At 35.1% G+C, this 21,638-nt stretch carries 14 protein-coding genes and 3 pseudogenes; 8 read left to right on the forward strand and 9 right to left on the reverse strand.

The window, feature by feature from the left end; translation table 11 throughout:
• On the reverse strand, window positions 1-579 hold a 579-nt coding region (locus tag C6H17_RS03435; RefSeq protein ID WP_104731339.1), incomplete at its 3' end, for a tetratricopeptide repeat protein.
• 142 nt (window positions 580-721) lie between these two features.
• On the opposite strand from C6H17_RS03435, the gene glyQ reads away from it, so the two are divergent.
• The 8 genes from glyQ to C6H17_RS03480 all read left to right on the forward strand — a co-directional run bounded on the left by glyQ (window position 722) and on the right by C6H17_RS03480 (window position 8,904).
• Complete coding sequence (glyQ, locus tag C6H17_RS03440) at window positions 722-1,621, forward strand: glycine--tRNA ligase subunit alpha (RefSeq protein ID WP_005218082.1); 900 nt, start codon at window positions 722-724, stop codon at window positions 1,619-1,621.
• A gap of 38 nt (window positions 1,622-1,659) precedes the next feature.
• Entirely contained in the window at window positions 1,660-2,088 is a 429-nt protein-coding gene (gene dut / locus C6H17_RS03445) for a dUTP diphosphatase (RefSeq protein WP_190318789.1), read from the forward strand.
• A gap of 209 nt (window positions 2,089-2,297) precedes the next feature.
• Complete coding sequence (queC, locus tag C6H17_RS03455) at window positions 2,298-2,939, forward strand: 7-cyano-7-deazaguanine synthase QueC (RefSeq protein WP_005218087.1); 642 nt, start codon at window positions 2,298-2,300, stop codon at window positions 2,937-2,939.
• Between the two features lie 219 nt (window positions 2,940-3,158).
• Window positions 3,159-4,496, forward strand: a complete 1,338-nt coding sequence (locus C6H17_RS03460; RefSeq protein ID WP_005218089.1) for a metallophosphoesterase family protein — start codon at window positions 3,159-3,161, stop codon at window positions 4,494-4,496.
• 27 nt (window positions 4,497-4,523) lie between these two features.
• On the forward strand, window positions 4,524-5,468 hold the full coding sequence (locus C6H17_RS03465) for a hypothetical protein (protein ID WP_005218091.1): 945 nt from the start codon (window positions 4,524-4,526) through the stop codon (window positions 5,466-5,468).
• 163 nt (window positions 5,469-5,631) lie between these two features.
• Window positions 5,632-6,933, forward strand: a complete 1,302-nt coding sequence (locus C6H17_RS03470) for a hemolysin family protein (RefSeq protein WP_005218093.1) — start codon at window positions 5,632-5,634, stop codon at window positions 6,931-6,933.
• Between the two features lie 69 nt (window positions 6,934-7,002).
• Window positions 7,003-7,854, forward strand: coding sequence for a hypothetical protein (locus C6H17_RS03475; protein WP_020995915.1), 852 nt, complete (start codon window positions 7,003-7,005; stop codon window positions 7,852-7,854).
• A gap of 9 nt (window positions 7,855-7,863) precedes the next feature.
• Complete coding sequence (locus C6H17_RS03480; RefSeq protein ID WP_005218097.1) at window positions 7,864-8,904, forward strand: methionyl-tRNA formyltransferase; 1,041 nt, start codon at window positions 7,864-7,866, stop codon at window positions 8,902-8,904.
• A 197-nt stretch (window positions 8,905-9,101) separates the two neighbouring features.
• On the opposite strand, the gene C6H17_RS03485 is transcribed toward C6H17_RS03480, so the two are convergent.
• The 8 genes and pseudogenes from C6H17_RS03485 to C6H17_RS03510 form a co-directional block, all read right to left on the reverse strand.
• Complete coding sequence (locus C6H17_RS03485) at window positions 9,102-9,530, reverse strand: DNA methyltransferase (RefSeq protein WP_005218099.1); 429 nt, start codon at window positions 9,528-9,530, stop codon at window positions 9,102-9,104.
• On the reverse strand, window positions 9,512-10,303 hold the full coding sequence (locus C6H17_RS03490; RefSeq protein WP_005218101.1) for a R.Pab1 family restriction endonuclease: 792 nt from the start codon (window positions 10,301-10,303) through the stop codon (window positions 9,512-9,514). The genes C6H17_RS03485 and C6H17_RS03490 overlap by 19 nt, the downstream gene beginning before the upstream one ends.
• Window positions 10,284-11,417 carry an Eco57I restriction-modification methylase domain-containing protein gene (locus tag C6H17_RS03495; RefSeq protein ID WP_005218102.1) on the reverse strand — a complete coding sequence of 378 codons (1,134 nt, stop codon included), beginning with the start codon at window positions 11,415-11,417 and terminating at the stop codon, window positions 10,284-10,286. The genes C6H17_RS03490 and C6H17_RS03495 overlap by 20 nt, the downstream gene beginning before the upstream one ends.
• Window positions 11,418-11,427: 10 nt before the next feature.
• Window positions 11,428-12,369: pseudogene (gene guaA, locus C6H17_RS12810) on the reverse strand (glutamine-hydrolyzing GMP synthase); the annotation flags it as partial.
• Window positions 12,370-12,666: 297 nt separating this feature from the next.
• Window positions 12,667-16,662, reverse strand: a pseudogene (locus tag C6H17_RS03500) (GNAT family N-acetyltransferase); the annotation flags it as partial.
• Window positions 16,663-16,689: 27 nt separating this feature from the next.
• Window positions 16,690-17,022 (reverse strand): annotated as a pseudogene (locus C6H17_RS12815) (glutamine amidotransferase-related protein); the annotation flags it as partial.
• 370 nt (window positions 17,023-17,392) lie between these two features.
• Complete coding sequence (locus C6H17_RS03505; protein ID WP_077387925.1) at window positions 17,393-18,121, reverse strand: OmpA family protein; 729 nt, start codon at window positions 18,119-18,121, stop codon at window positions 17,393-17,395.
• Window positions 18,122-18,134: 13 nt separating this feature from the next.
• Complete coding sequence (locus C6H17_RS03510; RefSeq protein WP_005218107.1) at window positions 18,135-21,632, reverse strand: hypothetical protein; 3,498 nt, start codon at window positions 21,630-21,632, stop codon at window positions 18,135-18,137.
• Between the last annotated feature and the right edge of the window lie 6 nt (window positions 21,633-21,638).

Consider the following 21,638-nt stretch of genomic DNA (forward strand, 5'->3'; position numbering starts at 1 on the left):
CAAAGAACACCCTTTTTCAAAATACATTTTTGCCTTATCTTGATTTTGTATCACGCCTAAGCCCTCTTTATAGGCTATGCCAAGTTGCAGACAGCCAAGCCCTTCTCTGTTATCACAGATTTTTTCAAAAAGTGTATTTGCCATTTCATAGCTATGTCTCACACCTAAGCCATCATAATAAAGCATAGCAAGATTATAGCAGCCACTCATGCTGCCTTTATTACAAGCGATTTTATAGTATTTTTTTGCTTTTCTATAATTATTTAGTCGCTGATAGCTAAAGCCTAGTTTATCGCAACCTTCTTTATGATTATTATCACATGCTTTTTTGAGATAGGGGAGTGATTGTGTGTATTCTTGCACTTGAATGTAGAGCCACCCGCTAAATTCACATTCTGTGCGGACATTGCAGGTGCGTATGTCTGGTAGATTATCATTTAAAAGCTTTTCACAAGATTCTAAATGCGAGTTCGCACAAGCTACAATGGCATTTTTTCTCTCACTCTCACTTAACTCATTTTTAGAATCTTTTGCATAGCATAGATAAAAAAGCATAAAAAATAGAATGTATAATCGCATAGTTTTCCTTTATTCCCCTGCGTTTAGAATTATAACACACTCTATAATTTCACAGGGTAGTTTCAATACACAAAGCATTAAAACTTCATAATCTTTTGCTATGCTACACTTTTTTTAGCGATATTTTTTAACAGGGGCTTTTATGCTGACATTTTCAGAGATTCTATTAAAGCTACAAACATTTTGGGCGAATGCTACTTTTAATAACACAAAGGGCTGTGCGATTTTACAACCCTATGATATACCTGCTGGGGCTGGGACTTTTCACCCTGCCACATTACTAAGAAGTCTTGATAAAACGCCATGGGCTACCGCCTATGTCGCACCATCTCGCAGACCAACTGATGGACGCTATGGGGAGAATCCAAATCGACTTGGTAGCTACTATCAATTTCAAGTTTTAATTAAACCCTCACCAGATAATATACAGGAGCTATATTTACAGAGTTTAGAAGCTTTAGGGCTAGATACAAACGCACATGACATTCGTTTTGTAGAGGATAATTGGGAGTCGCCAACACTCGGGGCATGGGGGCTTGGCTGGGAAGTGTGGCTTGATGGTATGGAGGTAACGCAATTTACCTATTTTCAGCAAGTAGGCGGTATCCCTTGTGAGAGTGTGAGTGTGGAGATTACCTATGGGGTTGAACGACTTGCTATGTATATACAGGGGGTAGAATCTGTATTTGATATTGCATGGAATGAGAGTATGAAGTATGCTGATGTGCATTTGCAAGGTGAATATGAGTTTTCAAAATATAATTTTGAAGTGGCAGACACTGCATTTTTATTTACAAGCTTTGAAAACGCACAGAATGAAGCAAGGAATTGTCTGCTTGCAAAGCTGCCATTACCAGCCTATGACTACACAATGCTATCAAGCCATTTTTTCAATGTGCTTGATGCAAGAAAGGCTATCTCTGTCGCACAAAGACAAGAATACATTCTAAAGATAAGAGAGCTTGCAAAAGGCTGTGCTACGCTGTATAAAGAGCAAGAAGAAGAGCGACTAAACCGCATAGAATCTGTAAAAAGCAAATAAAATTTATACTAGGATTAAGAATGCAAACAAAACATGCCATTACCCTGCAATTTAAAAAGCTACATGAAAATGCGATAATACCGCAGTTTGCAACGGCTGAGTCTGCTGGATTTGACTTTCATGCTTTAGAATCTTGTGTATTAAAGGCTAGTAGCCATGCTTTAATTCGCACAGGGCTTTGTATGCAAATAGATAAAGGCTATGAGATACAGGTGAGAAGTAGAAGCGGTTTAGCCTTAAAGCATAAGATTATGGTGCTAAATTCCCCCGGGACTATTGATAGCGATTATAGGGGGGAGTTGCAAATCATTTTAGCAAACTTTAGCACACAAGATTTTGTTATAAATGCTGGGGATAGAATCGCACAAGGTGTAGTAGGTGCCTTGCCACAAGTAAATATCATCGAAGTAGCAGAAGTGAATGAAACAGAGAGAAATACAAATGGCTTTGGTAGCACAGGTGTGTAGGTTCTAGAGTCTACACCAACAGAGCACACAAACAAAACTACAAATTCTAGCAGTTGTTCTGTGGCTTTGGCTGAATTGTGATGGTATGAGTTTCTAAGCGATAATGACCGCTCTCTAATTCGCTCAATCGCCCAAATTGTATAGACAAGGGCGAATTTTTATAGAATCTAGATAGAATCTAAAAATACAGAATATTACAGGGTAAAAACATGCGATTAGTATTATTTAGCGGTGGAGTAGATAGCACCACAGCATTATTTTGGAGTAAAAAAGAGTGTGCTACACATGCTTTAATCTTTAAATATCCAAGTTTGCATAATAAAAGAGAGATAGATGCTGCTGTGCAGATATGTAAAGATGAAAATGTCTCTTACACACTTTTAGATATGAGTAGCGTATTTGTGGGCTTTAGGAGTGCCTTGCTGCAAAATAGCAGTGAAAGCATTCCACAAGATTCTTATAATCTAGAATCTATGGCAAAACTTGTTGTGCCTTTTAGAAATGGGATCTTTCTTAGTGTTGCGGCTGGACTTGCAGAATCTCTTGGCTATAAAGAGATTGTATTAGCAAATCATGCAGGAGATCATCCACTCTATCCAGACTGCACACAATCTTTTATAGATTCTATGAATGAGAGTATTATGCAAGGAAGTGGTGGTGCAGTTAAGCTTTGTAGTCCATTTTGTAATTGGGATAAAAAAGAGATAGTAAAGCTTGGTTTAAGTTTGGGTGTTGATTATACAAAGACATATAGTTGTTACAGGGGTGGTGAGAAGCATTGTAATACATGTCCTACTTGTATAGAATCTAATGAGAGTTTTTTAGCAAATGGCATTGTTATAGAGAGATAGCTTTGTATCTATAGAATCTAGCATAATCATAGAGATATTTCACCCATAGAATCTAGTCTAATATCAACTTATAGAATCTAAACGCAACATCAATATTACAATCACACAAAATAATACCTTTTTAGCTTTTTAAATCTTTAAGAGATGATTTTTACAGCCATTTTATAATAATTTTACAGCGATAGAATACACTACATCAATTTATATGAAAGGTGTATTATGCAAAAATTTCTTTTAATCCTATGTGTAAATATTATATTTTGTGCGTGTTCTTCTACCTTGCCAACTTTTTCTTATGAGAATGATTCTGCACTTAAAAGCAGCATAGAAGAAAAGGCAGCCCCCACATATCCACAAGCCTATTTTGCGGTATTAAGCGACACGCATATCTATGATACAAATCTTGGAGTAGATGGCGAGGCTTTCAAAGAATATCTCAATAATGATAGAAAAATGCTAGTCCAAAGTGTAGAGATTCTAGAATCTGCATTGAGTGATATTGCCTCAAAAAAGCCACAATTTGTGCTAATTTCAGGGGATTTAACAAAAGATGGCGAGATAAGCTCACATGAATTATTACAAAAGCGTTTATACGCATTAAAAGCACAAGGCATTCAAACCTATGTAGTCCCGGGCAATCATGATATAAATAACTCACATGCAAGAAGCTTTCATGGTGCTACAACAAAGCAAGTAAAGTCCGCTCAAAAAGAAGACTTTGCTAGAATCTATGCGGATTTTGGCTACAATCAAGCGATAAAAAAAGATCCAGATTCTCTAAGCTATATTATAGAGCCAGTGGAGGGTTTATGGATTTTTGGGCTTGATAGCACGAGATTCCGTGAAAATAACATGAAAAAAGATCCTATTGTAGATGGGAAATTCTATCCGCAAACGCTACAATGGATTGAAGCAAACTTAATTGAGGCAAACAGACAAGGAAAAGCAGTCATTGCCTTTTTTCATCACGGAATATTAGAGCATTATACAGGTAATGCGACCTTTTACCCCGAATATTTGATAGAAAATTTTCAAGCGATAGCAAAAATGTTTGCTTTCTATAATGTCCGCATGGTTTTCACAGGACATTTTCATGCGAATGATATAAGTATGCAAGAGTTTAATGGCAAGGTGCTATATGATATTGAGACAGGCTCACTTGTATCCGCACCCTCGCCTTATCGCTTTGTAACACTAAAGGATAATAAGGCTTTTATCGCAACTTCTATTGTAAAAGAGATTCCAAGTGTGCAAGACTTTCAAACTTTTGCCACAGAATATACAAAAAATGGCTTTGAAGTGCTTGGCAAAGCGGTTATGAATAAATTCTTTGTAAGCAAAAAAGATCAAAATATATTAGCACCTTATATCAGCAGTGCTTTTATAGCTCACTATAAGGGTGATGAGATGCCAGAAAAAAATCAAAAGCTTATCCCAGATTCTAAAGAGTTAGGTATGTTTGGCAAGCTTGTGCTACATAAAAAGAGAGATTTGATTATAAATATTTGGCATGACTTAAAACCGCAAGATAATAATATTGTTTTGGAATTTAAATAATTATGTTTTAACATATAGGAATATGCTATGAAAAGATTTCAAAAAAGTATTATATGCTTTATGCTTTGCTTTGTTATGGGCTTTGCAGATACTACAAAAGAGAGTGAGAATTTAGAAAAACATTTGCGAGATAATGTAGCACAAAAATTAGAATCTAGAATCACAGATTTAAGCGATGAGACAGGCTGGTATTTCACAAATAAAGGCGGATTTAAATACAACTATTTAGGTGCAAGTTACACAAGTCAATTCTACTATAAACGAGCATTATTTAGGGATAAACACCCGCTATTTTTTGGGAGTGCTGAGATAAATAGCGGGATTGAGGCGACTTTTACAAGTTATGGAAGACTTGGGGCTTTTGTAGATTTTCAGCCATTTAGCTTTTTTGGGATTGTGTTTAATGTAACTTATGAAGGGGCATGGAGTGAGCTTGGCAAACCCGTGCTTATAGAATCTCAAAGAGATTACGCACATGCGGTTACAGGCGGACCAAAAAGCACAAAAGAAGTCATACGCACAGGTGGCAATACCCTGCTTTTTCAAATCGTCCCCTATCTTACACTCGGTCTGCCTATAAAAGATGACTTTTTAGTGTTTGTGTATCGCCCCTTTATTACTATATATAAAGCCCTTGATGTAAGTCCTAATACATTTTTATACTATTCCACAGATAATGTTGTAGTAAGACCAAGCGATGTGCATGTAGCCCATGATATTATGTTGCTTTATAGTATCACAAGTCTTGGCATACGCTTTGGCGTTGATGGCGTGATAGAGCAGATAGGCTCATATAAAGGTATATGGCGACATGGAATCTTTGCGATAGGAATCTATCATAATCCACTAAAGCAGTATAAAAAACTCACGCCATTTGCCGCCTTAAAGGTTGGGACATGGCTTAGTGATAGATATTTTCAGCATGATTTTACGATATTTGCAGAATGTGGGTTACGCTTTAAAGTGTTTTAGCAATGCGTTTGTAGATTTCTACAATATGAATGCTTCAATGTATATCAAAGTGTGTTTTAGCACATTTTAAGATTAACATGCTAGAATATTGCTTTATGTTTATGGAATCCTTTTTGCACTTTGTGTTTTAGCATAAAGATTCTGTATGTAACAAGGAGTTATTTTGGATACGGATAGTTATCACTCGATTGGTATGGTTTTATTGGCATTTATTCTTATTCTTTTGAATGCTTTTTTTGTGTTATCCGAATTCGCTATGGTAAAAGTTAGAAAGTCTCGCTTAGAAGAGCTTGTAAAGCAAAATAATCAAGTCGCAAGACTAGCCCTTAAAATGTCTAATTCCCTTGATAGCTATCTATCAGCCACTCAACTTGGCATTACGCTAAGCTCACTTGCACTAGGTTGGGTGGGGAATCATATCACCGCTTTGATTCTCTATAGTATGAATGCGATTTTTCAAGTCCATACGCAGCTTTTAGATACCATTAGTTTGCTTATATCATTTAGTTTAGTAACGCTTCTTCATGTGATTTTAGGTGAGATTGTCCCAAAATCTATTGCTATTGCTAAAAGTGAGACAGCCTTTTTAGCGATTGCTCGTCCGCTTTATCTGTTTTGGCTTATCTTTTTCCCAGTGATTAAATTCTTTGACTTTGCTTCATCTATGTTTTTAAAGCTATTAAAAGTTCAAGCCCATAGTGAAGCCCATAGTGATGAAGAGCTAAAAATCATTGTGGGTGAGAGTTTAAAGGGGGGCTTTTTAGATTCTATTGAAGGGGAGATTATCAAAAATGCAGTTGATTTCTCCGATACTCTTGCAAGAGAGATTATGACACCTAGAAAAGATATGATATGCCTTGATAAGACTTTGAGTTATGAAAAAAATATTGAGACTATTATATCAGGTCCTAATCATACGCGTTATCCTTATTGTAATGGCAGTAAAGATAATGTGATAGGCGTTATTCATATACGCGATGTGCTTGCGGCAAATATTAAGAATAATTATCAGCCTATTAGCTTTGATTCCTTTGCAAAAAAAATGCTTATCGTCCCAGAGAGTGCCTCAATCTCGCAGATTCTATTAAAGATGAATAAAAAGAAAGTAGATACTGCCCTTGTCATTGATGAATACGGTGGCACAGCAGGTATGATTACCTCACAAGATATTATGCATGAAATTATGGGTAGCATTGTAATGGATACTAAAGAGAATGCTGATTATAAAAAGCTTGATGATAAAACCTATGAGTTTGATGGCAAGGTGGATTTAGAAAAGGTTGAGAGTATCTTTGGCTTTGAGTATGATGAAGAGTTTATGCAAGTTACCATTGGTGGCTATGTGCTAACACTCTTTGGCGATATGCCAAATATTGGCGATATAATTAGTGATGAAAAATGTCAATATGAAGTCTTAGAGATTGAAGAAACTCGTATAAAAAGGGTGAAAATCACTCTGGGCTAGACTAGATTCTATGCTTTTGGGTTAGCTTTTTCTTATTACAATAATGAAAATATTTATTTGGAGATATTGTTGCGATTTAATACTATTGTGTATTCTTATCTATTTTTTGCCCTTTTTGTTTTTAATGCGTTAGCTCTTTTAAGTGCAGAATTTATGCCTATTTTCTCACAGCTTTTTACTCTATTAGCAGAAGATGGTCGCATATATGATATATTCTCTTGTATTCTGCTTTTTGTCGTGCTTTTAACACTTCTTAGTATGCCTATCCGCATGTATAAACAAAGGCAAACTTTAGGCAAAACAGCACCTTTTATAGTCAGTATTACCGCTTTTATTTTGTTATGTATTGTATGTGTATTATTGTATTGGCTAAGTGGAAAGATTTTTGAAAAAGATTCTATGGACTTGCTACTTAGTGAAGAAAATGTCATGCAGACATGGCAGTCTTACTATACTTCATTTGAGTTTTTTATCTCATTTGCATGCTGGATTTTATTTATTATCTTGCCTTTAGCTTATAAGGCACTCTCTCTAAAGATTAATATAGAGCATAGAATCGGTAAATCCATGCTTATTTTAGAGCCAAGTATAACGACTATCATCATATTTATGAGTGCAAATGCCTATCACCCCTATTTTTCGCCCTTAGTGAGTAAATATATCCATTTTACTTGTTTTGTGATGGCAAATATATTACTACTTTATGTGCTATTTCGCAATAAAAAGCTATTTGGATTCTATGAATATGCAAATATTATTTTACTTTCTCTTAGCATTTTATATTTTGTGCTATGTAGTAGCAGTATGCTTCGTGGCGAGTTTTTTAACGCACAGCTTACACTTTATGCGTTAGGCATTGCTTCATGGTGTAGTGAATGGCTTTATAATCAAGAGATTGTCAGCGAACAAATCGCATCATAAGGGGGAATTATGAATATTGTTTTTTTAGGCACACCATTATTTGCTAAAGAGATTCTAGAAGGGCTTATGAAAAATCACACTATTTTATCTGTGATAACACAGCCAGACAAGCCCTTTGGTAGAAAAAAGATTCTAAAAGCACCGGAAGTAAAAGAATATGCTTTAGCAAATAATATCCCTTGCTTTCAACCTGAAAAAAGCATAGATATTATAGAAATTTTACATAACATAGACACAAAGCAAAAGATTGAAGCCATCATTGTAGTAGCCTATGGTAAGATTCTAAAAAAAGAGATTATATCTCGTTATATTTGCCTTAACTTGCATGGGTCTTTACTGCCCCATTATCGTGGTGCAAGTCCTATTCAAACAAGTATTATGAATGATTATAAACACTTTGGCTTAAGCGTGATTCACATGAATGAGGGGCTTGATAGTGGCAATATCGCCGCAATACAAGCAATAGAAAAAGACATAGTCGCAAGGAAAAATGTCGTGGAAGTTTTTCATATATTAGCACCTTATGGAATCTCTTTGCTAGAAAAAGTGCTTAATGATATAAAGCACAATACATTGCAAACTACACCACAAAACCACGACATTGCAAGCTATTGCAAAAAGCTTACAAAAAATGATTGCTATTTAGATTTTATAGACTCTTATACTTGCTACTTGCATTTCTTAGCATTAGGACATATCGGGGTATGGACGAAGTATAAAGATAGCGTTTTAAAGATTAATATGATACAAGATTATGTGTTAGATAACTCTGTGTTAAGCGATTCTGTTTTACAAGATTCTAGTTTGAAAGATCCTACTTTAAGAGATTCTAAACTACAAGATTCTATCCCAAAAGATTCTATGCAAAATAAAGTAGCTAAGCAAAAAGGCACAATCCTAGCAATAAAACAAAACATGGCATGTATCGCATGTGAAAATGGTGCATTATGGATAGAATCTGTAACACCACAAAATAAATCAAAAATGGCAATGGCAAGCTTTCTGCAATCTCAAAATTTAAAGGTTGGAGAAAGTTTGATGTTTGGATAGTTGTGAATCTTTAGGTGTATTAAAACATGGTGAGAACCAGCATTATTGTTGTTTAAATCTCCTTGTAATTTCATAATAAAAAATTTTACAAACAGGTAACCATGAGAGTAATATTTATCCAAAAAATATATTTAAATTTGTTGAGTTGTAACAATGGCAATTGGATTTTACTCCAAATTAATCATTTCTTGAAGTTTTCAAGTGCTTATCCTTTCCATATGATTATTTTCTTTCACTTCATTAATTATGCGATTTGAGACACACTTCCCAATCAAAGCAATATTACGGCTGAATAAATGATTTTCACTTTCCTTTATCCATTGTTGATTAAGTTTTATTGCCTCAATGCTTTCATCAATACCGATAATTTTTCTCCCTAAATTTAGGGCTTCTTGTAAAAACCCTCCCCCACCACAAAAGCAATCCATAACTTTAGATTCTGTATTTGATGACATAGCGATAATACGCCTTAGTATTGCTCTATTTTTCTCGGTAGGATACGCTGGATTTTGAGAGTCTTTAAACTCCCAAATATCTTGTATCTTTTTGCCTTTGCATTCATCTATATAAACTTTCTTGCGTGGATTATTATTTTTACTCCATTCAATTAGCCCTGCTTCTTGCAACTTGTCAAGCTCTTTATATTAACTTTTATAATCTTTACAATCTCGCACACATCATAGTTATGACTTTTACTTAGCATTCCAAAGATTTTAAAAATCTCTAGCAAAAAGCATTTGTCCTTAGAATCTAAAATAAGCAAACCGCATTCTTTAGATTCTGCCACTCTGCCTAAAAGCACGGGGCTACAATGTAGCTCTGTGATAGGGAAGCAGACATAAAGCATAGGTTGTACGCCAACTGCCCTTTGCTTTTCTTTAATGATGATTTCCACTAGCACATCAAAATGACTAAATTTATGCACTAAAAGTGGATATTTGACTTGAGATTCATAGAATTCCACGCCTAAAATATTTTTGCTTACAGGGTGGCTTCGTAAAATCTGCAAATCGCTCCTAGAATCTAAATATTCATCATCTTTAATATTTTGCAAAAAGGCTAATAAGTTTGTTATTTCACTCTCTGTGATAATCCCCCATTGCGTAAAATAGTAAAGATATTCACTAAGTTCATATAAGGCTTTTGTTTTGCCATTTGCCCCAATAAACTCACTTTGCCCTAAAGTGCTTAAAGCCAACTTTTCTTTATCATTTTTATCTACATCATAGCCGATTTGCCACTCAATGTAATGCTTTTGTGAAAATGGAATCTGTCTTGTCGCAGTGGGCAGTCCATATTCATAAAAGCTATTGCGTGTTTTTACTCTCGTTTTACCGCTTTGCGTGGTAAGTGGGATTTCTACAAAAATTTGTTGATTTTCACATTTTTGTATTTTCATAATGCACTCCTAGTAAATTTTTAAAATACTGCAAAATTTCAGGGCTTAGAATCTTGCTTTCACTTGCCATTATAAAGTGAGATTCTAAGGCTTTAAATTGTTGAAAATCAATCATCACATCACAATTTCCAAAATAATAAGGAATATGAGATAAAAATGATTTAAACACATCAACATAGCAATAAAGGCTATATTTTTCTTGTGTTACAAAAATCGTATTGCTATTTTCTTTATTTATAAAAGTCTTAGAGCGACGCAGGGCATTTATATCACGCATTGTGTAAAACATCGCTTTGATTTTAGAGCCTACTACACGCTTTTTATTAGGATATTTATCAATATAATTGCCAATATAATCAAACCCCTTTAGGCTAAATTCTTTTTCATTTATTGTCTTAAATTTAAAATTACAAATATATTCATAATCCATTCCCTTATTATCCCTTTTATACAGAGCGATAATAATAGGAAAATACCCCTTAGAATCCTTGCAAAAAAATTGAGAGCTAATGATTGTAGAATCTACAAGTTTATAAGCTTTTGTAAAATCTTTTAATGCGGTAAAATTTGCCCTTTTTATCAAATATGAAAGTGGGTGCAAAACACAGATAAAATCCGCTTTTAATCTCTCATAAGATCGTAAAAAGCTTATGCCTATATCTCTATGTTGCAAAGCAGAATCTATTTGTATGGATTCTTTATTTTTAAGATGATTTTGCACGATGGAAGTTCTATCATTATAAGGCGGATTGCCTATGATAATGAGCCTATCGGTTTGTGCGATAGAAAAATGCTCCCTAGTAACATTATGCAATGCGTTTTTATGAAGCAAAATCACCTTAGAATCCAATGTGCGTTTTGCGATATGTAAAGCCGTTTTATCAATATCAGTTCCTATGATTTTACTAAAGCTATCTTTAGCAAATCCGCTTTTTATAATGGCTTGTGATTGCAAGAAATTCCCACTTCCGCACGAGCTATCAAGTAGCACATAATCTTTAGAATCTACATATTTTTTAAGCATTATATAGACTGCATTGACCAAAAAATCAGCAGTATAAAAACTGCCGAGATTGATTTTTTCTTGTGTGCTTAAATGCGTTGGTTTTGTCATTGAATTATCTCTACTCCCACTCAATAGTTCCCGGGGGTTTTGAGGTGATGTCATACACTACGCGATTAATGCCTTTTACTTCGTTAATAATGCGGTTTGAGACAGATTCTAAAAATGCGTGGGGTAAGTGTGAGAAACTCGCTGTCATTCCGTCCATTGCTTCTACTGCCCGGACACAAATAGTATTATCATAAGTGCGGTTATCGCCCATTACGCCCACACTTCGCACATTTAAAAGCACACAAAATGCCTGCCACACAGAATCATACAAGCCCCATTTATGTAGCTCTTCTATGAAAATAGAATCTGCTTCTTTCAAAAGCTCTAAATCCGCCGCATTCACCTCGCCCATAATGCGTATGGCAAGTCCGGGTCCGGGGAATGGGTGTCGCATAAGCATAGATTCTGGCATTCCTAATTCTCTGCCTAACGCCCTTACCTCGTCCTTAAACAGCTCTCGCAAAGGCTCGATTAACTCAAACTTCATCCATTCAGGCAGTCCGCCGACATTATGGTGGCTTTTTATCGTTTTGCTAGGACCTTTCACGCTCACAGATTCAATCACATCTGGGTAGAGTGTGCCTTGTGCTAGGAATTTTATCTCGCCTTTTGTGTTGTGCTTTTTGGCTTCAGCTTCAAAGACTTCTATGAAGGTTTCGCCGATGATTTTGCGTTTCTTTTCCGGATCTGTAACGCCCTTTAATCGCCCTAAAAATAGCTCCCTAGCGTCCGCTACAATCAAAGGCACTTTTAAGTTTTCTCTAAACATCGCTTCTACCGCTTCTCTCTCGCCCTTTCTTAAAAGTCCAGTATCTACAAAAACAGGGATAAGATTCTCCCCTATGGCACGATAAAGAAGTGTAGCTACTACGCTAGAATCTACTCCACCACTCACAGCACATAAAACCTTAGAAAATTCAGCTTTTTCTAAAGAAACTTCGTTTTGCGAAAAATCGCTGCGGTCATTTATGTTTAATAAACTCCTTGCTTCAAAATCTGCACAACCCTTAAAATCATCACAAAATCCTTCCGCATTAGAATCTAACTTCTTGTCATTTTGAGCCATAGGCGAAAAATCCCTTCTAGAATCTATGTTAGATGTTTCGCTACGCTCAACATGACAATTATTAGAATCTGCACTCCCCCCTTGTGCTATGCCTAAAGTTTCAAAACTTCTCCACTTCTCTTTTAAAAGCGTTAGCACTAATTCATTATTAATATCTCTCTCGCCATTTGCCACAAAACCTAGCTTTTTATAGAATCTTAATGCACCAATATTTTCTTCATATACACTAAGATAGATTTCATCTTTTTTAAACCTACTAAAAAGTTCATCTATAAGTCTGCTAAATGCCTTGCTGCCAAACCCTCTGCCGCTGAAAGCCTTATCAATCATAAATCGATCGACCCACACTCTATCTTCGCATGGCACATAGCCATACATCACAAAGCCAATGGGAGTGCTATCACTATAAATAGCCCTTGTCTCCCAGTAGTCTAGCTTTTTTGCTTCATTTATAGAATCTAGATTAGATTCTATAAATCTTTTTTGCTCTTCACAAACACTTAAAGCACATACACTTGAGAGATTATGTTCGGTAATAGGATTAAAGGATATGCCCTTGCAATCTTGATTAGAATCCACTTTTTTAGACTCCCCTAATACCTTTTCACGCAGTTTTACAATCTCACTTTCCGCAAAATTCCGCATATTCCAGCTTGTATCCGCCCCACAAATCCCCACGGCAAAATTCCGCAAAATCTCCCCACCGCATTCACTATGCACCACTTCTGGGTGAAATTGCAAAGCATACACTCTCCGCTTAAAATCGGCGATAGCACAATAATGCGTATTCCCACTTTTAGCTAACTCCACAAAGCCACTAGGTAGAGACTCTACCTTATCAGCATGACTCATCCACACGATAGAATCTTGCTTCACATTAGCAAATAATGCTATCTTGTTATTCTTATTTTCTATATTATTATGAGTATTACCCCTTAGCGTTGAATATGTGCTTATAAGCAAAGATTCTCTATCGCAATATAGAGAATCTTGCAATAAGAATGAACGCAATGAAAGTTTCAGCTTGTCTTTTGTAACCCCATAAATAAAGCAGGGCAATTCTGTATTATGATAGTTATACACGAGATTTTTATCTACATTTGATATTTCATTTTCAAGGTGTTTAAAGTGAGTGTCATCACGGCTTTTAATAAAGCCCAGATACTCATATAATAGCCCTGCTTCATCTTGCTCTAAAAGGCAAGGTAGCGTAATTGTCTCACTCTCATTTGTATGCAATAATGCTTGTAATAATGCTATACCCTCTTTTTCTAGCTTTGCTTTTTTCGTGCATAAAAATATCTCTACAAAGCTATTTTTATCTGCTTTATCATATACGACTAAAAAGCCTAATGCTTCATTTTCTTTCGCATTCTCTTCTATACTTTCAATCACCAAGCATTGATGACATTTTGAGAGAATGTCTTGCATATTTTTACCACTACTAATGATTGCTTCTTGTGATACATGCGTATGCGTTTTTGCAAAGTATTCTTGCCATAACGCACTTAAATCTAGCACTTCTTTAGAATCTAGCGTATTCAATGAATTAATTTTTAGATTTAATCTGCTAAGATTTTTTTGCAAAGATTCTAGAGATTCCATAGAATCTGTGTAGCTATATTTTGTATAAGAGAGTGGATTTATCCTGCTTGTAGCACAAAACTCTGTGCATTTTGTATTGCTATTTTCATCAGTTACAATCCCCATTTTTTCCATGCCAACTCTCTTTGCTACATTTTGTGCAGCAATATCTTCTTCCCTGCATAGTGAATACATCTCTTTTACACGCAAATGCTTAAAGGCATATTCCTTACATGCAAGGGCTACTTCAATAGCATAGCCTTTATGCAAATGGTCTTTATGCAATACATACTGCATTTCAAGATATTTTGTATAATGAAGTCCTGCAAGTCCAATCACGCTGCCATTATTTTTATCAGTGATAACCCACCAGCCAACGCCAAATCGATCTATACTGCTTTGTTCTCTCTCTATCCAAGTCTGCACTTCTTCTTCGCTTAATGCACCATTGAAAGATTGCATAGTCTCTTTATCTTGCAAGATTGCCCTAAGCATAGGATAATCGAAATCTTTATAAGGACGCAATATCGTGCGGTTTGTCTCAAGGCTAAAATGCGTTGTATTTGTGTTTTTGATTCTATATACAAGCCGCTGCATTTCTCTACCACGATAAGTCCAAGTCGTCTCTCCAAGCAAATATGCTTGTAGTTTATTTGCTACCGCCTTTGACGCTTCACTATCTTCTTTAATAAGCAAGTATAGCTCTTTTGCTTTCAATACGCTAAAAGCATAATGCTTGCACCCAAGTGCCACTTCAGCACCATAGCCCTTTTTCCAATGGCTTTTTGCGATGATATAGGTCATGCCAAGCACTTTTTTATCATTATATGTTTGCAAACTAAGTCCTGCTTGTCCTATCATTGCCCCGCTTTCTTTCTCTATCACAGCCCAAAGCCCAAAGCCAAACTTTTTGTATCTCTCTAACTGCGTGTTAAGCCACTCTTGCACACTTGAATCATTAAAGTTATACTCCCATGAACTCATTACTTCATGATCAAGCAGCATAGCATTAAGCCCTGCTGTATCACTTTTACGCATAGCCCTTATTATAAGTCTTTCTGTCTCAAATAAAGGCATATCATAGCTAAGATTAAAAGAACGCATGAGTAACGCACTACTTGCCTTAAAATGCACGAGCGCTAAATCCCTATTATGTGAATCTCTAGGGCTTCTGCCAAAGATAGCAAAGCCTAGTGTATGATAGAATGCAATCGCATCAGTATTTGCTTCATTACAATCAACTAGAATATAATCATAATCGCCTAAGCCAGATTCTAAAGCCTTTGCTATCAATGCTTTTCCAACACCTTTTTTAAAAGCACTAGGTGTTATAAAGAGTGCTTCAATCTTATTGCCTCGCAACGCAATAAAGCCTAGCTTTTTGTCGTAATCGCTTGCTACAATAATATGCGTAGAATCTAGATTCCCAACCACTTGGGCGGGTGCAGGGCTTTGGGGTGCAAAATGTATAGAATCTAGATTCTCTACCAAATCTGGGTGGGTGCAGGGTTTAGGGTGTGTTATTTTGGAATCTAGATTCTTGTTTGACTGCGTTGTCTCTTTGCCACTTTTGCAGGAGTTTGATATTGCAACTGCGCCATTATCGTCTAGATAACTCCTTGTTGCAATATCTACACAACCTGCAAAATTGCCTAAAGATACTTCCGCAGAACTCTTCATTGTGCGTTTTGTAGAATCTAGATTCCGTGTCAAACTAGATTCCAAACAAATAGAATCTAAAAGATTCTCCATATCATTTGCAATCTCATCAATATCCTTTGCTTTCAAAAAATGATGGGTTGCATGCACAGAATCTCTCCATATCCTTAAAAGCTCATCTTTTGTATCGCTACTCATAGGATTATTTTTTGTATAACTTGCAAACTCAAGCAAGACTTTTTTAGAATCATTTGCATTTAAATCTAGCCCTATATAATCACTTGCCTTTAGCATATAGACAAAATGCGCTATATCTTTATTATCAAAAGTTTTATTACTTTTACCTATGATACGCATTTCAAGTCGCTTTGCTAGATTCTGTGGAGCGATATTATCCGTTTTTATAAGACTTATAAGCAGGGGCAAACCTAGCTCTTTAAACGCATATTCCATACACATTTTAGCTGCTTTACTTGCCAAGCCTTTATGCCAATGACTTTTTTTAAAGATATAGCCTAGTTCAGGTAATAATGGTGCTTTAGAATCTAGCAAGGTTTGCATAGCATGTTGTGTTGCATGGTTTAAATAGTCTGTATTACTCAAACTCGCCTTAATTGTGTCATAAAGATTAGAATCTTGCACACTCTGCCATGTAATGCCACACTGCCCCACTATCTCATTACTGCTTTTTTCAACGACTGCAAATAAGCCAAAACCATACTTTCTATATGACTGCATTTGCTTATCTAGCCATTCTTTTGCCTCTTGTTTGCTTAAAGCCCTGCCCCATGCACTCATCACTTCAGAATCTAAAAGCATAGATTCTATATCCTCTAAATCACTTGAGACAAACTCTCGCAAGATAAGCGTATGGCTTGTTATTTGCTTTATATTATTGCTTTCAATATTGTTTGTATGTGTGCTATGAGATTCCATATCATAAGTTTTAGAATCTCCATTTAAAATCGTTAAAACCGCCCTACCAAACTCTTGAGCTTCAGCCTTTACCACACTCCCACCAAAAAAGTGTGCGATATACTGCATACCATAGCAAATGCCAAGTATAGGAATATTTAAATCAAAGATTCTAGAATCTGGTTTATATGCCCCTTCCTCATACACACTTGCTGGACCGCCACTTAAAATGATACCTTTAGGCTTTTTTGCCTTAATAGAATCTAGTGTTTCAAAATAGGGGACAATCTCTGTATAAATGCCATATTCACGCAATCTTCTTGCAATAAGCTGTGTATATTGAGAACCAAAATCAAGGACTAAAATCTGCGGATTATTCATAATATCTCCTTTTATACTATATAACTAACTATAACTTAAAGAGTCTTATTTAACTAGATTATATCAAAAAAAATAAAAAATAAGTTATGATGAGTTTGTGTGAAATATCTTAAATAAAAATGCACTCTTTGATAAAAAATATAAAAAGAGTGTAATTTTTGTTTTATATATTATTTCGACAATCAATAAGATACGATTTCAAATAATGTGTGATCGTTTTAGTTTAAGTGTGTCGAATATTCAGTAAAAGAATATACGAACAAATAGCAAAAAGATATATAAAATTAAGATAAATGTTGCACGATTGAACAATTTATAAATCCAAATAAAACCAACCATACAAGGGCAAGGAAGCATAGAATATAAAAAACTAGCTTTTTACCCTATCTTTTTTCTGTGTATCTTTTTTCTTATTTTGTCCAGCCTGAAGTATCTTTTGAATCTGTTCGTTTGCCTTAAAGCTTGCTTGAAATTCAACTCTTCTTGACAATTCATCGCTTGCTAGTGGTTTTGCAAAGCTTACGCCATTTGCACGCAAAAGTTTAATAAGCCATTCTTGCTTATCATTAATGCTAGGCAATGAAAAGCAATATTTTAGCACTTGAAAGGCTCTCTCTTGACTTAATTCAGCATTGCCCAAATACCTTCTCTCTAGTGATTGTGCGCCTTCCCAGTCTTTAGAGGTATGCCCCTCGATTCTAATATCTTCTATAAAATCTCTGTATTTTTCACCATATAAAATACGCACATAACGCGGGAAAAAATCATCTAATATCTTTTGGAATCTCTCTTTTACCCTCTTTTGTCCCACATCAAATAAAATGTCTTGCTTTTGAAATCGTATCGTTGTATCTTCATCTATGAAAGCGTCCCATTTCTTTAAATCCTTGCCAAACTCTTGCATTAAATCCTTGTAGAGTTCTTGTTGCAGGTTTGAATAATTCTCCGCTAAATCTCGCATTTTTTCATTCTGTATCTCTAGCTGCTTTTTTTCATTCTCTAAAGTTACCATAAAGGCTATGGCAATCATCATAAAAATCATCATAATGCCAGACATCATGTCTGATATGGTAATCCAATGGCTTGACTTCTCTTCCATGTGCTTCCCTTAGCTATGCAACACCCATAATTTCTTTAACTTTCTTTAAAAACCATTCATAATTGTTCGCAAAGCTTTGTGTCATTTGCTCCATTTTAGAATCTAGGGCTTCAAGATTTGTGCCTAAATTTTCATGGATTAATGCCCCTTGTCTTACTATCTCATCTGTGTTTGTTTTAAAATGCGTTACCACTGCTTCTAGTGTTTCTCTCTGTTTTGTAAGCAATGTATCGCTTGAAGCTGTGATAGTTTTCACATTTATTTCTATGGCTTGGACTGCTTTATGCAATTCTTGTGTGGCTTGATTTTGATTCTTAATATTTGCTTGCATGCTTGCTTGCATAAGCTTAATGTATTGCACACAGAGATTTTTAAAATGCGTATTGAGATTTTCAAAGCTTGTTTTTGTGCTGCCCTCAAAGCCTTCAAGTGTGGAGCTAAAACTTGATATTTTATCATCAAAGCTTTGCAATAGAGTCTCATTTTTCTGCATAACACTACTAAATTGAGTGATAAGCCCTTGTGTGAGTGAGTTTAGATTTTCTTCTAAATTTGTATAGAATTTCGCATAAGTCTCTTTTGCTAGACTTAGGGCTTCTTGGCTTAGATTCTGATTATTCTCTCTCAAAGTTTTCATATCACTTAGAATATTTTGGCAGTTTGAGTGTATATCGCTGCTTGTTGTCTGCAAACTCTGCGTAAAACTCTCTAAATTTTTACCTATGGTATCATAGAATCCTTGCGATTTTGTCTGTATATCTGTGAATATTGTCTGCTGTGTGCTTAATGTGTGATTTAGCTTTTCATCATAGCTTTTTTGACTTTCTGTATTTGTCTCTTGTAGTTTTTCAATAATCTCTTGTAAATTCTCTTTTAAAGCATCACTTGTTAGCCCAAGATTCCTTGATAATGTCGTGCTATTATTTGTGATTTTAGAAAGCAAGGAGTCTGCATTATTGCTTAATTTTTCATAAGTAGAATGCAGGAAGTCATCTAGCTTTTGATGTGAGTTCATAAGGCTATTTGATAGATTTATAGCTTGAGAATCTAGACTTTTTACAATGAGATTATTATCTTTTTCAAGCATATCACTTAGATTCATATAGTTATGCTCTAGCATTTTATTAAACTTATTTAGCATTTGCTGTAAGTTTGTATCAAGGCAGGTAGTTTGTGTTTGTAAAAACTCATGCAATATCTCGCCTTTTTTGCTTAAATCTTGTTGTAATTGCTCTGTTTGTGTGCTAAAGGTTGTTTTTAGATTCTCATTTTGTGATAATAGATTTTCATTCAAGGTATTTGTTTGTGTTTGTAAAAACTCTTGCATTTCTTGGGCTTGTTTGTCAAAAGTGGTATTCATACGCTTATATTGCCCTTTGAGTAATTCTACAAAATCATCTGAAGTTTGTATGAAATGCTGACTTGAGTTTTTAATCACTGCAGTGATAGAATCTGTTGTCTTTGTATGCTGCGTTTGAAGTCCATCTTGCATGTTTTGCAGTGTGTCTTTTGTGGCTTCATGTAGCATATTTAGCTCTTTTTCTAGGTGTTCGTGTGTGGTTTGCAGACTAGATTCTATATTTTCTTTGTATGCAGTGTGGAGTGTAGATAGACTTTCTATTGTATTTTGTGTTGTTTCCTTGCTGCTTTCTTCTAGCTTTTCTAGTGCTGCTGTATGCAGGTTAGTTAGAGTTTGCATACTTGCTTCTTGAGCTTGTGTGATAAATTCTTTTGTTTTTAGGGCATGTTCGTTTATTTGCGTAAAGTTTTCTTCTTGCATATTTTGGAGTGTGTTTATATGCTCTTTTGCAAGATTGCTTGTCATTTCTATACTTGTGTGTAGATTTATCTTTCCAGAATCTTGCAATTCTTTCGCACAATCTTTTAGGAAGTCATAGGCTGTTTGAGAAGATTCTAGAATCTTATCTTGCATATATTGATAATCTTTGGCTACTTTTTCTTGGAAGCTTTGATGCAGACTATCAATATTTTTCATAATTGCTTCATAATTATTTTGCAATATGTTTTGTAAGATTTTATCGCGTTCTTCAAAGGCATTTGTAAGCGTTTGTATAGAATCTTTTGTAAAGTTTTCTAGCTTATTTGCGTTATTTGCAAGGGTTTCTTGCAAGACTTCTGTTGTATCTGTCATCTTTGTGTGAAGTGTAGCAAACTGCTCGTTATAGAGTGTTTGCATTTTCTCTTGCATTTGTGTGGCTTTGTGTATGCTTTCATTACTTGCTGTGTTAAGCTTTTCTAGCATAGAATCTGCGTTGTTTTTAAAGGATTCATTAAGAGATAGCATAGAGTTTGACTTCATCTCCATATCTTCATTAATCACTTTTGCTAAATCATTTGAAGTTTTACTTGCTTCTTTAAAAGATTCTAAAACTTCTGTATTTGCATTTTGCAGTGAATCTTTAAAGTCATTATAAGAGATTTTAATAGATTCTAGAATCTGGCTATTTTGAGTTTGCAGGGTTGCATTTGTGCTATCAAGTCTAGCACAGCTTGTTTCAACAAATGAAAGCAGCTTTTCTTCATAATTACGCAAATACTCTTGCAAGTCTTCTTTTGCTTGTTGCAAAGATTTTATAAAGTCTTTAGAATCTTTCAAAGCTTCAAGGCTAGAATCTTTTAGCGTTGCTATTGCCTGCAATTTCTCTTCAAAGCTTTGCTCTAGTGCGTTTAGCATTTGTAATGCTTGTATTAGATTTTCTTGTATTTGATTATTTTGCTTATTGTATTCTTGTATTTGTGCGAGATTTTCTTTATTTGCTAGGATAGATTCTGTTGCTTGCTGCATAGAATCTTGCGTATCTTTTAGGGTTTGCTGCATCATTTGCATTGAGTTTGTATTATCTAATATCTGTTGTTTATATTGGTCTTGCCATGTTAGCATATTATAGGTTGCTTCATTTAGCTGCTTAAAGTTTTCACCAAACTGCTCTTTTAAGTTATTATTAAAATCACTAATCACTATCTCTAAAGCTTTAATGAGTTCTTTACTTGCTCCACTTGCCAATGTCTCAAGGGCTTTATGCAAGGAGACATCAATATCTTTTAGCATTTGTTTTAAATCTTTTTCAAAATCTTCTTTTTTTACAAACTCTGCTTTAATCTCTCTTAATGCGGTATTTATATATGTGAGTTCTCTTAAGTGCATGAGTTCATCGAGTTTGTGTGCTTGTGTAGCGATAAAATCTATTTCACTATTTTCAGTTGCCTTGCTTTTTCCTTTTTGATATATGCTAAGGGCTATGGCTAATCCCATACCTACAATAGAAGTGTAAAAGGCTGTCTTTAAACCATCTAAAAGCATAGGCACAGAGCTTAATAAATCATGCGTATCAAAGCCTATAAGCCCCACAAAGATACCTGCAAATGTCCCAAGTATCCCTATACTCATAATGAGTGATTTAAAATCTTTGTGATTGTTACTACCAAAGCTTCTTAAATCCCATACAGCTAGTCCTAGCATAATTAGCGTAAAAACTATATTAATAATCATTGCAAC

It is taken from the genome of Helicobacter rappini (assembly GCF_900198625.1).
GTDB lineage: Bacteria > Campylobacterota > Campylobacteria > Campylobacterales > Helicobacteraceae > Helicobacter_A > Helicobacter_A rappini.